General features: G+C 47.9%; 12 protein-coding genes, 1 tRNA gene and 1 pseudogene. 13 read left to right on the plus strand and 1 reads right to left on the minus strand.

The window, feature by feature from the left end; genetic code table 11:
• Window positions 1–30: 30 nt before the first annotated feature.
• On the minus strand, window positions 31–675 hold the full coding sequence (locus FYJ34_RS09445; RefSeq protein WP_154478154.1) for a GntR family transcriptional regulator: 645 nt from the start codon (window positions 673–675) through the stop codon (window positions 31–33).
• Window positions 676–888: 213 nt separating this feature from the next.
• Between FYJ34_RS09445 and garR the strand changes: the two are divergent.
• The 13 genes and pseudogenes from garR to FYJ34_RS09510 form a co-directional block, all read left to right on the plus strand.
• A pseudogene (garR, locus tag FYJ34_RS09450) lies at window positions 889–1,830 on the plus strand (2-hydroxy-3-oxopropionate reductase); the annotation flags it as partial.
• Window positions 1,831–1,843: 13 nt separating this feature from the next.
• Complete coding sequence (locus FYJ34_RS09455) at window positions 1,844–3,268, plus strand: four-carbon acid sugar kinase family protein (protein WP_154478157.1); 1,425 nt, start codon at window positions 1,844–1,846, stop codon at window positions 3,266–3,268.
• 131 nt (window positions 3,269–3,399) lie between these two features.
• On the plus strand, window positions 3,400–4,701 hold the full coding sequence (locus tag FYJ34_RS09460; protein WP_154478159.1) for a four-carbon acid sugar kinase family protein: 1,302 nt from the start codon (window positions 3,400–3,402) through the stop codon (window positions 4,699–4,701).
• Between the two features lie 18 nt (window positions 4,702–4,719).
• Window positions 4,720–5,718, plus strand: coding sequence for a 4-hydroxythreonine-4-phosphate dehydrogenase PdxA (pdxA, locus tag FYJ34_RS09465; RefSeq protein WP_154478161.1), 999 nt, complete (start codon window positions 4,720–4,722; stop codon window positions 5,716–5,718).
• A gap of 22 nt (window positions 5,719–5,740) precedes the next feature.
• Complete coding sequence (locus tag FYJ34_RS09470) at window positions 5,741–7,153, plus strand: GntP family permease (protein ID WP_154478163.1); 1,413 nt, start codon at window positions 5,741–5,743, stop codon at window positions 7,151–7,153.
• A gap of 156 nt (window positions 7,154–7,309) precedes the next feature.
• The gene (locus FYJ34_RS09475) at window positions 7,310–8,071 is read left to right on the plus strand and encodes a DeoR/GlpR family DNA-binding transcription regulator (RefSeq protein WP_154478165.1); all 762 of its coding nucleotides are present in this window, start codon (window positions 7,310–7,312) and stop codon (window positions 8,069–8,071) included.
• A gap of 207 nt (window positions 8,072–8,278) precedes the next feature.
• Window positions 8,279–8,836: an elongation factor P gene (efp, locus tag FYJ34_RS09480; RefSeq protein ID WP_154478167.1), complete on the plus strand. Its 558-nt coding sequence runs from the start codon at window positions 8,279–8,281 to the stop codon at window positions 8,834–8,836.
• A gap of 637 nt (window positions 8,837–9,473) precedes the next feature.
• The gene (locus tag FYJ34_RS09485) at window positions 9,474–10,397 is read left to right on the plus strand and encodes a DUF5688 family protein (protein WP_154478169.1); all 924 of its coding nucleotides are present in this window, start codon (window positions 9,474–9,476) and stop codon (window positions 10,395–10,397) included.
• Window positions 10,369–12,576 (plus strand): SpaA isopeptide-forming pilin-related protein, encoded by a 2,208-nt coding sequence (locus FYJ34_RS09490; protein ID WP_173017093.1) that lies wholly within the window; start codon window positions 10,369–10,371, stop codon window positions 12,574–12,576. Before FYJ34_RS09485 ends, FYJ34_RS09490 begins: the two co-directional genes overlap by 29 nt.
• A 65-nt stretch (window positions 12,577–12,641) precedes the next feature.
• Window positions 12,642–13,016, plus strand: coding sequence for a DUF4160 domain-containing protein (locus tag FYJ34_RS09495; RefSeq protein ID WP_154478172.1), 375 nt, complete (start codon window positions 12,642–12,644; stop codon window positions 13,014–13,016).
• 11 nt (window positions 13,017–13,027) lie between these two features.
• Complete coding sequence (locus FYJ34_RS09500) at window positions 13,028–13,282, plus strand: DUF2442 domain-containing protein (protein ID WP_173017094.1); 255 nt, start codon at window positions 13,028–13,030, stop codon at window positions 13,280–13,282.
• A 297-nt stretch (window positions 13,283–13,579) separates the two neighbouring features.
• A complete protein-coding gene (locus tag FYJ34_RS09505; protein WP_154478175.1) occupies window positions 13,580–15,001 on the plus strand; it encodes a hypothetical protein in 1,422 nt (473 codons plus the stop codon).
• A 151-nt stretch (window positions 15,002–15,152) separates the two neighbouring features.
• A tRNA-Arg gene (locus FYJ34_RS09510) sits at window positions 15,153–15,224 on the plus strand.
• The last annotated feature ends 83 nt before the right edge of the window (window positions 15,225–15,307 follow it).

Consider the following 15,307-nt stretch of genomic DNA (forward strand, 5'->3'; position numbering starts at 1 on the left):
TTGTCTCCTTTCCGGGAAAAATCTCCTTGCTCACAGATCTTCCAGATTGATTCCTTTTGGCGTTTCCATGTGTACCAGAGTGATCTTGTAGATGTGATCGGCATCGCCTCTTTCCAGGGCGGTGAGGATATTCAGGTGCTCCTGATAGGTAGCCTCCATACGTCCTTCATGAGCCAGGGAAAGCTGAGCCAGTCTCCGCATCCGGTAGTGAAATGTGGAAAACACCTCTTGAAATTGACGGTTTTGTACAAAGTTAATGATTTCCTGATGGAACCGGAAATCGTAATCACAAAATTCAGAAATAGAATGGGAAGTTTCCAGAATACGCTTCAGCTGGGACATCAGCCCGCGAAGACTTTGAAATAAAAGTCTGGCTTCAGGCGTCTGGCTTGCAAGAGCGATCTGATAGGTGCAGTAGCATTCAATAGCGGAGCGTACCTGGAAGGTTTCGATCACGTCCGTCCTGGTAAGTCTGTGAAGCCGGAATCCTCTGCTGGGAATGATGTCGATATAGCCTTCCTGGGCAAGACGGTGGATGGCATCCCGAAAAGGAGTCCGGGAAATCCCGATCTCTTTGGCAAGCTTTGTCTCAGAATAAACCTGGTCATAGGACAGGCGATCCGACTGGATCAGATCCTGCAGATACAGATAGGCCTGCTGATTTAATGGTGTCATAAAAAACCTCTTTTCTTATAGTCTTTTACGTTCACTATAGCGGAAAACCAGGGAAAGGTCAAATATTGTAAGAATATGACAAAAAAATATCAAAATTAAAAATAAATTAGCAAATATGCACAGAAAAGCATGAAAAATATTGTAAGAAAAGGAGAAAAAAAGAGGAAGGCTTGACCGGTATACCGGTTCGGGTGTACAGTCAAACAAAGTTGGAGAAGGATCCGACGGCGACAGAAAAAACAGGAAACAAAACAGAAAGGGTGTAGACATATGAAAGTAGGATTCATAGGACTGGGGATCATGGGAAGACCCATGGCAAAAAATCTGCTGAAAGCAGGAGTAGAACTGATGGTATCGGATCTGAATCCGGAAGCGGTGGCAGACGTAGTGGAAGCAGGCGCAGAAAACGGAACCTATGCGCAGATCGGAGCCGATTGCCAGGTGGTGTTTACCATCGTTCCGACAGGAGAGATCGTAAAAGAAATCCTTTTTGGAAAAGAGGGAGTGGCGTCTTCGTTGAAAGAAGGCAGCATCGTTTGTGATATGAGCTCCGTTACACCGGTAGAATCCAGAGAGTGTTATGAAAGGCTGAAACAGCAGAAAGTAGGATTTGTGGATGCGCCGGTTTCCGGAGGAGAGCCGGGAGCAATTGCGGGAACGCTGGCCATCATGGCAGGAGGAGAGGAGGAAGCCTTTGAACAGTTGAAGCCATATTTTGAGATCCTGGGTTCTTCCGCCCTGTTGATCGGAGGACCGGGAAGCGGCAGCGTAACAAAGCTGGCCAATCAGGTTATTGTAAATAATACCATTGCCGTGGTTTCGGAAGCTTTTGTACTGGCGGCAAAGGCAGGGGCGGATCCGCAGAAGGTGTATGAAGCGATCCGGGGCGGTCTGGCGGGAAGTGCGGTGCTGGATGCCAAGATCCCCATGATCGTAGAACGGAATTTTAAGCCGGGAGGACCCATCCGCATCAACCACAAGGATATTAAAAATGTGGTCCACACAGCCCACTCCATCGACGTGCCGATTCCTTACACGGCACAGCTGTATGAGATTTTGCAGACGTTAAAGATCCACGGACATATGGAAGAGGACCACGGCGGGATCGTACAGTATTTTGAACGGCTGGCAGATGTAGAAGTAAAGAAAAAATAGGAGGGCGGCAGGCATGAAACAAAATATTACCAGTTTCCATAGATTTCCGGAGGTGGACGAGAAGGAGGCGGACAGACTTCTGGAACAGAAAATCCGGAAAAACCAGAAAAAGATCATAGTATTGGATGATGATCCGACAGGAGTGCAGACCGTGCACGACATTTCTGTTTACACCGGCTGGGACGAAGAAAGCATCCGAAGCGGCTTTGAAGAAGACCGTCCTCTCTTTTATATCCTGACCAATTCCAGAGGATTTACCCGGGAGGAGACAGAAAAAGCCCACCGAGAGATTTCCCGGACCATCGGGAAGGTAGCGAAGGAGTTGAAAAAGGAATACCTCCTGATCAGCAGAAGCGACAGCACCCTGCGAGGGCATTATCCTCTGGAAACGGAGATCCTGCGGGAGGAATATGAAAAAATCTGGGGAAAGCAGATAGACGGAGAAATTTTATGCCCGTTCTTTCTGGAAGGCGGACGGTTCACCATGGACAACGTTCACTATGTCAGATACGGAGAAGAGTTGATCCCGGCAAATGAAACAGAATTTGCAAAAGACAAGACATTTGGGTACGAGGCGGCCACAATGCCTCTGTATGTGGAAGAAAAGACGGCAGGAGCCTATCGGGCAGAAGATGTGGTATGTATCTCACTGGAGGACATCAGAGGGTTTCAGGTAGAAAAAATAAAGAAACAGCTTTTGGGAGTAAACAGATTCCGAAAAGTGATCGTCAATGCGATCTCCTATGCGGACGTGAAGGTGTTTTGTATTGCTCTGTACCAGGCGATGGAGGAAGGAAAGCTGTTTTTGTTCCGGTCGGCAGCGGCCTTGGTAAAAGTGATGGGAGGAATCAGCAGCCAGCCGCTTTTGGAACGCAAAGATATGGTAACACGGGAAACCGGGTGCGGTGGTGTGATCGTAGTAGGATCCCATACGGAAAAAACCACCAGGCAGCTTGCGGCTTTGAGAGAGCTGGACGGCATCGGTTTTATTGAATTAAATGCAGGCCTGGTAAAAGAAGAAGCAGAATTTGCCAGGGAGGTAGAGCGGTGCCTGAAGGAAGAGGAAGAATTGCTGAAACAGGGAAAGACGGTCTGCTGCTACACAACGAGAAGCCTGATCACTGCCGATACGGGAAACAAGGAGGATGAACTGCGCTTATCTGTACGGATCTCGGATGCAGTACAGTCTCTGGTGGGAAAGCTGTCCGTTACACCGGCCTTTGTGATCGCAAAAGGTGGGATCACCTCCAGTGATGTGGGGACGAAGGCGCTGGCGGTAAAGAAGGCAAACGTGCTGGGACAGATCAGGCCGGGGATCCCTGTCTGGCAGACAGGAGAAGAAAGCCGGTTTCCCGGGACGCCTTATGTGATCTTTCCGGGAAATGTGGGAGAAGATACCACCTTGCGGGAGGCGGCCCAAATCCTGATGGGAATGTGAAAAAAGAAACAAATGAACAACATAAACAAAAGCAAAATTAATTATTGACACAAAACGAACACAGAAGTACAATTAAAACATAAACGAACAAATAGAAATCGTAATAAGGCAGGAGGGGAAAGGAGAAACATATGACCCAGTGTGTTGTGATTGCAGATGATCTGACGGGAGCCAATGCGACGGGAGTACTTCTGAAAAAAATGGACTACAGGGCGTATACGGCCATGAATGCAGAACGTATTGAACTGCGGACGAAGGAAGCCTATGACTGTGTTCTTTATCCGACGGACAGCCGAGGAGTGGATCCACAGATAGCCTACAACCGGGTGAAAAATGTGTGCAGTCTCTTGAAAAGCCCGGAGGTAAAAATATATGGAAAAAGGATCGACAGCACCTTGAGAGGAAATCTGGGAAGTGAGACAGATGCAATGCTGGACTGTCTGGGAGAAGAATATATCGCGGTGGCGGCGCCTTGCTTCCCTGCTTCCGGGAGGATCGTCATTGGCGGTTATATGCTGGTAAACGGTCTTCCGCTGCACAAGACGAACATTGCCCTGGATCCCAAGACACCGGTGGCACAGTCGGAGGTAGCGGAGCTGTTTGCGAAACAAAGCAAGTATTCCGTGTCTTCTATTTTCATGAAAGATATGATGGACGGAGCAGGGCATCTGACAGACCGGATCGAAGAAGAGCTTGGCAAAGAAGCCAGGATTTTGGTATTTGACTGTGTGACCCAGGAGGATCTGGATCTGATCGCAGATGCGGTGCTGCTAAGCGGCAGAAAGGTGATCGCGGTAGATCCCGGCGTGTTTACGGCTACGCTGGCAAGAAAGTGTATGCCGCCAAAGAAGCGGGAGAAAAACAGGATCCTGACGGTGGTAGGAAGTGTCAATTCCAACACAAAGGATCAGATGGAGGAACTTTGGCTGTCCCAGAAAACTTATTCTGTCCTGGTGCAGACGAGGGAATTTCTGGAAAGCGACGACAGGAGGGAAGCGGAGATAGAGCGCGTGGTATCTCGAATCCTGCAGGAAAGCGAGGATTACTTTGTGGTAACGGTGACCGGAGACGGGATCTATCCGGAAAACCGGATACAATTTGAACCTTATATGAAGAAGTGGGGCGTCGGGTTGGATGCGATCACAGCCAGGATCAATCAGGCATTTGCAGAGATCACATGGAGGATCTTCAGACAGGAAGAAAGTTTTAAAGGACTTTATACCAGCGGCGGAGACGTCACGGTGGCTGTATGCCAGCGATTCGGAACGGCAGGTCTGGCTCTTTTGGATGAAGTCCTTCCCCTTGCCGCATACGGACGGTTTATCAAGGGAGAATTTGAAGGCGTCCATATTGTCACAAAAGGGGGCAGTCAGGGAGGAAAGGATGCCATCAACCGCTGCGTTACATATCTGAAAGAGAAACTATATATCTAAGGAAGAGAGGAAAAGAGTATGAAAAGACCAGTGATCGCAATTCCCATCGGAGATCCGGCAGGCGTCGGACCGGAGATCGTCGTAAAGGCGCTATGTAATGAAAAAGTGAAGCAGGATGCAGACTGTATCGTGGTAGGAGACAGGAAGATCTGTGAAAATGCCATACGGATCACAGGAGAGGAACTAAAGATCCATGTGATCCATCAGGTGGAGGAGGCGGTTTTTCAAGACGGCGTGATGAACCTGATGGATCTGAACAATGTGGATATGACACAGTTTTCCTTTGGGGCGGTCAGCGGGATGTGCGGGAAGGCGGCGTATGCGTACATTGCCAAATGCATTCAGCTGGCAAACGAAGGAAAGGTAGATGCGGTAGCCACGACTCCCATCAATAAAGAATCCCTGAAAGCGGGGGAGATCCCCTTCATTGGACATACAGAGATCTTCGGAAGTCTGACCGGAACGGAGGATCCGCTGACAATGTTTGAGACCAACGGGCTGCGGGTATTTTTCCTGACACGGCATGTGTCCCTTCGTCAGATGCTGGATATGATCAAGAAGGAGCGGATCAAGGATTATGTGAAAAGATGCCTGGAGGCATTGGAAAAATTAGGCGTGAAGGAGGGAACCATGGCGATTGCCGGGCTGAATCCTCACTGCGGAGAACACGGATTGTTTGGGTTTGAGGAGGTGAATGAGATCACACCGGCAATCGAGGAACTACAAAAGGAAGGGTATCAGGTGGTGGGACCCATCGGGGCAGACTCTGTGTTCCATCAGGCAGCTCAGGGAAGATACAACAGCGTATTGTCCCTGTACCATGATCAGGGACATATAGCGACAAAAACCCTGGATTTTGACAGAACCATCGCGATCACAAACGGAATGCCGATCCTTCGGACATCGGTGGACCACGGGACTGCATTTGACATTGCAGGAACAAACAAAGTAAGTGAGATCAGTATGGTGGAAGCAATTCTGTTGGCAGCAAAATACGCCCCTAATTTTACAAAATAAGAAAGAAGAGAGGAGATCGGTTATGGTTAACGGATTGAGTGGTGAGAGGATGCTGATAGGACTGGCGGTTGGAATCGCAGTCCTGATCTTCCTGGTATTAAAAACAAAAGTGCAGGCATTTCTGGCGCTGATCATCTGTACGGTGATCGTGGGCGTGGTAGGCGGAATGCCGCTGATCAACACAATGATCGAAGTAGACGGAGTACAAAAACCCTTCGGGATCGTCAATTCCATCACGACAGGATTTGGAGGAACCCTGGGAAATATCGGTATCATTATCGGCTTTGGAGTTATGATGGGACAGATTTTCGAGGTGACCGGAGCCGCTAAGACGATGGCACAGACCTTCCTGAAGTTGTTTGGGAAGAAAAGAGAAGAAGAGGCACTGGCGATCACGGGATTTCTGGTATCCATTCCCATTTTCTGCGACTCGGGCTTTGTGGTACTGGCGCCTATCGCAAAAGCGATCTCAAAAGTAACGAAGAAATCGGTGATCGGACTGGGTGTGGCACTGGCGGCCGGACTGGTGATCACCCATTCCCTGGTTCCTCCGACACCGGGACCGCTGGGTGTGTGCGGAATCTTTGGAATTGACGTGGGAAAATTCATTCTTATGACGATCCTGCTTGCTATCCCTATGACAGTTGCGTGTATCGCTTACGGAAGACTCTATCTGTCAAAGAAATTTTACCGGATCCCCAACGAAGAAGGCGTGATCGAAGAGCGTCCTTACGAGGAGCCGGATTATGAAAATGCATTTGCAATGACGGAAGAAAAGCTGCCGGGTGTATTTGCATCCTTTATGCCGCTTCTGCTTCCCATTATCCTGATCCTGATCAATACGGTGGCAACTGCGCTGGGCAAGACCGGCGGGATCATGGAAGTTCTTGTGTTCTGCGGACAGCCTATCGTGGCAGTAGGACTGGGACTATTAGCGGCGATCTTTACGCTGGGCAGGACGCTGAACCGCCATGATGCTGTCATGGAAATGGAAAAGGGAATGATGTCGGCAGGCATCATCATGCTGGTAACCGGAGGCGGAGGCGCTTTAGGACAGATCATCAAAGATTCAGGACTTGGCAACTTCATGGCAGAAGGTCTGGCACAGACGGCGATCCCCATTGTGATCCTGCCGCTTCTGATCTCTACGGCAATGCGGTTTATCCAGGGCTCCGGAACGGTAGCCATGACCACCGCGGCAAGTATTTCTGCCCCCATCATCGTAGCAGCCGGTGCAAATCCTCTGCTGGGAGCGATCGCATGCTGTGTAGGATCCCTGTTCTTCGGATACTTTAACGACAGCTACTTCTGGGTAGTCAACAGGACGCTGGGCGTCAGGGAAGCAAAAGAACAGCTGACCATCTGGTCTGTGACCTCCACCATTGCGTGGGCAGTAGGTGTGGTGGAAGTACTTGTACTCAATATCTTTATGTAGATCGAAACATATGGTATAATTACAGCGGAGGAGAGATTCCTCCGCTGTTGACGTGATACGGGACAGAGCGTGTGGCAGAGACTGCTGGCGTGACAGAAGACGGGGCGTGGATTTGGGGCCGATGGTGTTAAGGTCGAAAGGTAAGAGGTGGATCAGATGCTCAGAGTAGAGAGACAGGCGAAGATCGTACAACTTCTGCAGACCAGAGGAAGTCTGCAGGTGGAAGAGCTGGCAAAGGAACTGGGAGTCAGTCCTATGACGATCCGGCGTGATCTGGGGACGCTGGAAGAACACAACAAGGTGGAAAGATATCACGGCGGGGCCGTGGCAAAGCAGGAAGAATCCTATGCCCGGAAAAAGACCAGTCACCAGGGAGAAAAGGAGAGGATCGCCAGGAGGTGCTTCGCCTTTATCAAAGAGGGAGACACGGTGTTTCTGGACGCAGGCACCACTACCTATGAGATCGCCAGATTACTGCAGTCGACGCCGGATATCATGGTGGTGACCAATGACCTGGAGATCGGGCAGTTGCTGAAGGAAAGCCGGGTACGGCTGTTTCTGTGCGGAGGAGAAGTCCAAAAAAGCACCGGGAGTGTGTTTGATCAATACGCCAGGCAGATGCTGGAAAACTTCAAGTTCGACATAGGCTTTTTTGGAGCGGCCTCTATCAACAAAAACTTTGAGGTGACGACGCCTACCATCGAGAAAATGTGGCTGAAAAGGCAGGTACCCAGGCAATGCTCGGAGTCGTTTCTGGCGGTAGATGCCTCCAAATTTGAAAAACAGTCTATGACAAAGATCAACCATTTAGGCGATTATACCGGTGTGATCACAGGAAGAAGGTTTTCCGAGGAAGAAAAAAAGCGGCTGGACGCCATGGGAGCTGTGATCTACGGACTGACGGAGGAAAGCAGATGAACAAGGGTGCAGGTGGGGAAATAAAACAACGGGATCCAAATGCAGGACGGCCCCTGAATGGAAGGGGCAGAAGGCGCAGGATTTCGATAAGGAAAGAAGGCGGAGAGCTGTTAAAAAAAGGTTGAAAAACAGGCGTCTTTATTATAGAATGGAACAAGTAAAAAGAATGAGAGGTGTCTGCCGGACACTGCTTAAGGAGGAATACAAATGGTATCAGCAGGCGATTTTAAAAACGGACTTACTGTGGAGATTGAAGGAAACGTGTACCAGATCATGGAGTTTCAGCACGTAAAACCAGGTAAGGGGGCAGCTTTTGTACGTACAAAGCTGAAAAACATCATCAATGGTGGAGTAGTGGAAAAAACGTTCCGTCCTACGGAAAAGTTTGAAAATGCACATATCGAAAGAAAAGAAATGCAGTATCTGTACAACGACGGAGATCTGTTCTATTTTATGGACACGGCCACATTTGACCAGATTGCGGTCAATGCAGACACGGTGGGAGATTCCCTGAAGTTTGTAAAAGAAAATGAAAACGTGAAGCTGAGTTCCTATCAAGGTAGTGTGTTTGCCATTGAGCCGCCTCTTAGCGTGGAGCTTCTGATCGTGGAGACAGAGCCGGGATTCAAGGGAGATACGGCACAGGGTGCGACAAAGCCGGCTATCGTAGAGACGGGGGCACAGGTTATGGTTCCTCTGTTTGTAGAACAGGAAGACAAGATCAAAATCGATACACGTACCGGAGAGTATCTTTCCAGAGCATAAGGGATCTTAGGCGATGCCGGGAAACACCGGCAGTCTGACGATGCATATGAAGTAAGAATAAGAGAAAAAGACCTTGCATTTTCAGCAGGGTCTTTTTATAATGATAACACCATAGTAATTCAAATCATAGTTTTAGACAGATCAGGTATCGGGATTCCCATCAGGCTTTTATCGAAGCAAGGTTCAGTGAACTTTTACAGTGATAAGCAGAGAGAAGGAGACCTCTGTGTCCATTCAAAAAAGATGCGAGGTCTGGATATTGGAAGCTTGAATATTCAAAATTTGGACATGTAAAATTCAGAGATTCAAAAATTGGACGTATGTGCAGTCGGTATGCCGGTCTGGGTCCGGGTTATCCGGCAATATTTCCAAAAACAGATCAGAATTCTCCGACAACAATCAGCCAATCAAAACAAACAAATCTCTAAAGGACAAATCAAAACAGGCAGATCCATGAATCAAAATGAACAAATCTAAGGAACAAATCAAAACAGACAGATCCATGAATCAAAACAAACAAATTTCTAACAAACAAATCTCCAAGGAACAAATCGAAACAGACAAATCAACCAATCAGAACCCAAACGATTATCAGAAAACGACAGCGAACAAGTCGCAAGGAAAGAAAGGAGTGTAAATGACAGACAGTGCATTTGCAAATAGGCTGCGGGAACAGGTGCAGGAGCTTCTGGGAACCGGAGTCAGGGTAACCTTATGCCATTCTCCTGGTGGAGAAGAAAAAACAGGGCTGATGTTTCAGGGGGAACAGGATATTGCAAGACCTGTCCTCTATCTGGAAACATTTTGCGGAGAAAAGGAAGAAGACAGTCTGGAAGAGCTGGCGAGAAAGATCGCGCTTTGGTATGCAGACACCATAGACCAGGAGAGGATGCCATGTGCATTTCCGATAGAGTATTCTTCCGCCAGGAACAATCTGGTCGTAAAGCTGCTTGGCAAAAAAGAAGCAGAGAAGCTGCCGGAGCAGGTGGTTTCTCAGAAATATCTGGATTTTGTGATGGTATTCGACCTTCTTCTTGCCATGCAGGAAGAAACCTGTGTAACTTGTCGAATCAGACGGGAACATCTGGAAAAATGGAATATAGATATAAAAAGATTACTTTTTGATGCGGAAGCAGCCACAAGAAGAAAATTTCCCGCCCTGTTTCAGACGATGGAGGAAGTCATAGCGTCTTTGGTTAATTGTGCAGCTATTCCGGTCAAAGAGCAGATCTATGTCCTGACCAATGAAAGGAAATATTGGGGTGCTGCTACTCTTTTGTATAAAGGGTGCCTGGAAGAAATCGGGAACAGGCTACAGGAGGATTATTATGTGATCCTCTCCAGTGTCCATGAGGTCATTCTTTTGCCGGTTTCCAGAGCGCCGGCCTGTGACCGGATCAATCAGATGATACAGGAAGTCAACGAGACGCAATTAAAAGAGGAAGAAGTGCTGGGAGATACTGCCTACTATTATGACAGAGTAAAAAAGGAATTGAGAAGGGCGGGATCCGATGCGGAAAAAGGAGGAACTATTGAAACAGACAATCACATGGAAAACTAAGATAAGAAAAGCAGTCGGAATGGGACTGATGATCATGCTTGTGGCAGGGAACTTCTGCCTGCAAAAGAGCAGGATAGTCCGTGCAGAGGGAGAGCATCAGTTGTCCTTCCTGCGGCAGGAAGTGGCGCACATTTTTTTGAGAGGGGCAGGCGGCGTAGACAGGGGAGAAATGGAAGAAGCCGTCCTGGCAGTGGATGGAAGGCCGGTTTTTTGCATGGAACCTTATGCGAAGTTTCAGGAAGGAAAAGGGCAGAAGATCCCCTTGGAAAAGTATCAGGTGGAAGAGTCCCTTCTTAAGAGACTGGGCCTGGAAACTTACTATATCACGCAGTTGAGTCCACAAAAAAACACAGATGCAGGATACATCCTGGCACAGATTCATTTATGGAAAAGTCTGTCTCCCTATAAGGGATGGGACTGCGGCGAAACTTACGCGACTGAATATGTACAGCTTACGCCTGTGTTTGAGGAAGCACGGCAGTGGGCAGAAAAACACAGCGGGTATTACCAGGTGTGGCTGCAACTTTATCAGGCGACAGGCGGTGGACAGATCACCATGGAGGTACAGGTAAAAAAGTATGGATCTCTCCGGTTAAGAAAGGAATCGGCGCAGTCAGAGATGACAGAGAAAAACCCTGCCTATAGTCTGGAAGGTGCAGAATATGGAGTATATCAGGAAGGGACAAAAGAACTGGTGGCAACCTTGGTTACGGATAAAACAGGAGAGGCAGAAGTGTTTTTGCCGGAAGGGCGGTATGAAGTCAAAGAGAGGAAGGCCCCGACGGGATATGCTCTGGATGCCACCGTCTATCCGGTGGAAGTAAAATGGGAGGAAGAGGTTTTGCTAAACAAAGCTTCCCTGAAGGAGCAGCCACAGTATGAAACAGTGGGACTGTTGCTGGAAAAAACAGATAAGGAAACGGGCAAGCCTGTGTCGCAGGGCGGCGCTTCCCTGGCAGGAGCCAGATTTGAGGTGGCGTTTTATCCGGGCTATTACAAGGGGAATCCTATAGAAGAAGGGGGAAAGCCGGAAAGGAAATGGATCGTAAAAACAGATAAAAAGGGACAGGCATTTCTGAGAGAGGAGTACCTCGTTTCGGGAGATGAGCTGTACAGAAATAAGGAGCGGACCCCCGTTCTTCCTCTGGGGACGGTTACGATCCGGGAAATCAAGCCGCCGGAGGGATATCTTCCGGATCAGGGAGTTTATGTAAGAAAGCTGGTGGGATATGGGAAGGAAGAAAGCGTGCAGCTTTATGAAACGGTAAAGATCAGGGAACAGATCATCAGAGGAGACTTAGAAGGCGTCAAGATTGAAGCCTCAACGGCGAGAAGGATGGGAAACGTCCGGTTTCGTATTACGTCTGCCTCAACAGGAGAAGCCCATGAGATCCTGACGGATGAAAACGGTTATTTTTCCACGGCGGCAGAGTGGCACCCGCATACAAGGCACACCAATCGGGGACAGGAGGCAGGAGACGGGATCTGGTTTGGAGGAGGAGAAGCAAAAGATACGGCAGGCGCGCTTCCTTTTGACACCTACATTCTTGACGAATTGGAGGGGCAGGAAAACCAGGGGAAAAAGCTGATCCAAGGATTGCGGGTGGTTGTATCCAGAGACAGACAAAAGGTGCTTCTGGGAACGATAAGCAATGAGAGCAGGCCGGAATCTGATTTTTGGATCCGGACACAGGCGCAGGGAAGCAGCGGGAAGAAAGAAATTCTTCCGCAAAAACATCAGACCTTTCAGGATATGGTTGAATTTGAGGGAAGGAACATCAAGGACAAGGAAGTGCTGATCCGTGGCCAGGTGATGAGAAAGAGCAGCAGATCTCCTCTGGAAATTAACGGAAAAGAAGTGATCACGGAAAAAAGAGTGCGGATTTCCGGAGAAAAAGGGCAGGCAGAACTGGAATTTGAGGTGGATGCTACGGGACTGGCAGGGGAAGAGCTGGTCCTATTTGAATCTATCTACGACAGCTCCGGAAAGCTTTTGGGAAAAGAGACAGATTACGAAAATCCATCCCAGACGATCCGGGTCCGGCAGCAGGAAGGACCATCTGTAGGACAGGGGGTAAAAACGGGGGATGTCAATCATCTTTCCCTTCTGATCTCTTTGATAGCTTCCGGTGCAGTGACGGGCTTTGTCTGGAACAGAAGAAAGGGGATAAAAAAATAGGGATATTTGGAGCAAATGCCTGAAAAATTAAGGTATTGCATGATTGTGTAGCCCTGGGAGAGCAAATGGAAACGGAAGGAAATTTTCTTTTCAGAAAAACAGGGGTTTTTTTGAGGTGCTACGATCTTAATTTAAAAATGACCGAGTGCAGACAACTACAAAAAGTTATGGTAGAATGGAGAAAAGAAGAAATGCCGATAATCAGTATGTTTGCGGGGATGAAGATTTATATGAACTGGAATGAACATAATCCACCGCATATACACATCTTCGCCCAAGAGGGAGAGGCTTTGATTGATTTGCGGACAGGAGATTTGCTGGAAGGAATCTTGAAAGGCAGGAGGCAACGATTGGTGAAAAGATGGGTATGTTTACATCAGGAAGAATTGCTACAGATGTGGAACGCGCAAGAATTCATAAGAATTGAACCATTAGGATAGGAGGGATGTATATGGTATTTCATCATGCGGCAAAAGAACTTAGGTTATTGGGGGAGGGTGTGTTAGAAGTGGATTTTGTAAATGGAGAGCGCAGGAGATACGATATGAAAGTGTTGATTCCTAAGATTCCATGTATGAAACGATTGATTGAAGAGGAAGATTTTTTTCAAAAGGGAGTTTTGTCTCCGGCGGGGTGGGGCATTCGTTGGGATGATGAAGTAGACACAGACATTGAAGAGATTTATGTGAATGGTGTGGCAATTTAAGAAAAAGGAAACGGGAGGTCTGTATAGGTCTCCCGTTTTTGAAGGAAATGAGATAGGAGTAAGAAGAGAACAGGGAAACAGCTGTCCTCTTTTTTCTTTTAAAGAGATAGTGTGCACAGCGACTTTTCGTTCTGATATAGAGAGGCAGCTGGTTCATGTTTGAAATATAGATCTTCCAGGATAAAAAAATATAAAGAAAAATACTTCCGAAGAGAGAAAGAATCCATTGACAATATATATATATATATATATAATGGGTTTCTAAGAAAATATTTAAAGGAAGAAAGGGAAGCTGCTATGAAACGTTTAAAAATACTTGCAGGAATGACTTTAGCGGTGGCGGGCTGTCTGTTGGCAACTCCAAAGGTGTTTGCAGAAGAGTCGTACAATATTCACTACGAATACGTGGAGGAGTCTTCGCTGACGGAGGCAGAAAAGGCGCTGATCCGGACGGGAGATGTGAACGAGACAGTACAAAGCGACGCAGATGTCAAACTGATCTATAAGGCAAAGGATGTTTGTGAGCTGCCGGAGGATCCCAAGGATCCAACACCGGAAGATCCCAAAAACCCGACTCCGGAAACGCCGCAGACACCGGGAACCCCTGGTAAGACGACAGAGAAGGTAAGCGGTCAGCCAAAGATCACAAAAGCTTCCAAAGAGAAGGATCGTCCGAAGACAGGAGATGCATCCCGGGTGCCGGGAGTTTTTGCCCTGTGCGTGGGCAGCGGAGCGGTGATATTCGTGACAGTTCGAAAGAGGAAGCTGGCGGCAGGCGGACTGGCGCTTGCGATAGTACTCTCCTCCCTGTCGGCGCCCGCGATCTTTGCAAAGGATGCGATGCTGGCGGAACTCCCCAAAGAGGGGAAAACGCTGCAGTCGGGAAGCCAGGTTACTTACAAGCCGGAAAAAGTACGCTGCTATGATTATGTGGGATACATCATCCAGAGCAAGACACAGGGGAAGATCATAGCCAGATATTTCCTGGGAACACCGGAAGATTCTGTGCAGCTGCGGGAAAAGCTTTTACGGGAAGGAGACGCAGGCAGTCCCACAGGAGGAAAGGAACAGGTAGAAAACGAAGCGACAGCTTATCTTGGCAGCATTGGGATAACCGATGTGGCGGTTCCCCTGTCTCCGGAAGAGAAGGCAGAATTCATTTCCTCTTATAAAAAGATAGCAGAAGAAGCAATTGCCCTTGTAGATGAGGTTCGCCCAAACAAAGACTTTTATAATAATTATGACGAAAGCTACAAGAGAATTCTCAGATGGAAAGATGAGATCGACAAGCAGGCGGCAGATATGGAAGTTTACAAATTCAAAGACTCTATTACTGGATTTTGGGGTCTGGGGACAGGGGTAACAGGCGGGATGTTTTCTAATGAGAAAGGATTTCTCATGGCAAGTCCGGGACTCAGTCAGGGCTATTTGGTAACAGGCGTAGATATCCAGCCCGATGCGGCAGGAAATTCTACCGTGCTGCGAAAGTTGCAGGAAAAATCAGATACTTATCCCACTTTCTCAAAAAATAACAGACAGTATGTAGAGCAGCTTTCCATCATAGTGCCACTACCTGTTAAGGAGTCAAGATACTTCTTTTTTGATATGGGAGCCTTGGGAGAAATGAAGTATTCACGAGAAGTAAAAAAAGAGCTGGAAGAGGGAACCACCTATATTGACTTTTACCTGGGAAATGTAACAGGCTATCAGGATCAGTAAAAGAGAGTAGGAAAAATACCTCCAGGTAAGAAAAATGAAATACAACGTCACGGAAAAAGATCTGTAATAAAAAATACAAAGAAAAAACAGGTTGGAAGTTTACTTTCTGTGACAGATGTGTTATATTACAAAGGCAGTTTTACTGCCTTAAGCACCCGTAGCTCAGGGGATAGAGCACCGCCCTCCGGAGGCGGGAGCGGCGGTTCGAATCCGCCCGGGTGTGTAACAGAGGGAGTCTCGCAACATAACTGACTGGACAGTTGTGGAGCGGGGCTCCCTTACTTTTGCTGAGATACGGATGGAAAT

The sequence above is a fragment of the Suipraeoptans intestinalis genome (assembly GCF_009696485.1).
Classification (GTDB): Bacteria; Bacillota; Clostridia; order Lachnospirales; family Lachnospiraceae; genus Suipraeoptans; species Suipraeoptans intestinalis.

Coding starts and splice junctions, on each gene's coding strand:
- efp (WP_154478167.1), top strand. CDS start 8,279: ATGGTATCAGCAGGCGATTTTAAAAACGGACTTACTGTGGAGATTGAA.
- FYJ34_RS09500 (WP_173017094.1), top strand. CDS start 13,028: ATGGTATTTCATCATGCGGCAAAAGAACTTAGGTTATTGGGGGAGGGT.
- FYJ34_RS09495 (WP_154478172.1), top strand. CDS start 12,642: ATGGAAACGGAAGGAAATTTTCTTTTCAGAAAAACAGGGGTTTTTTTG.
- FYJ34_RS09475 (WP_154478165.1), top strand. CDS start 7,310: ATGCTCAGAGTAGAGAGACAGGCGAAGATCGTACAACTTCTGCAGACC.
- FYJ34_RS09485 (WP_154478169.1), top strand. CDS start 9,474: ATGACAGACAGTGCATTTGCAAATAGGCTGCGGGAACAGGTGCAGGAG.
- FYJ34_RS09470 (WP_154478163.1), top strand. CDS start 5,741: ATGGTTAACGGATTGAGTGGTGAGAGGATGCTGATAGGACTGGCGGTT.
- FYJ34_RS09460 (WP_154478159.1), top strand. CDS start 3,400: ATGACCCAGTGTGTTGTGATTGCAGATGATCTGACGGGAGCCAATGCG.
- FYJ34_RS09445 (WP_154478154.1), bottom strand. CDS start 675: ATGACACCATTAAATCAGCAGGCCTATCTGTATCTGCAGGATCTGATC.
- pdxA (WP_154478161.1), top strand. CDS start 4,720: ATGAAAAGACCAGTGATCGCAATTCCCATCGGAGATCCGGCAGGCGTC.
- FYJ34_RS09455 (WP_154478157.1), top strand. CDS start 1,844: ATGAAACAAAATATTACCAGTTTCCATAGATTTCCGGAGGTGGACGAG.
- FYJ34_RS09505 (WP_154478175.1), top strand. CDS start 13,580: ATGAAACGTTTAAAAATACTTGCAGGAATGACTTTAGCGGTGGCGGGC.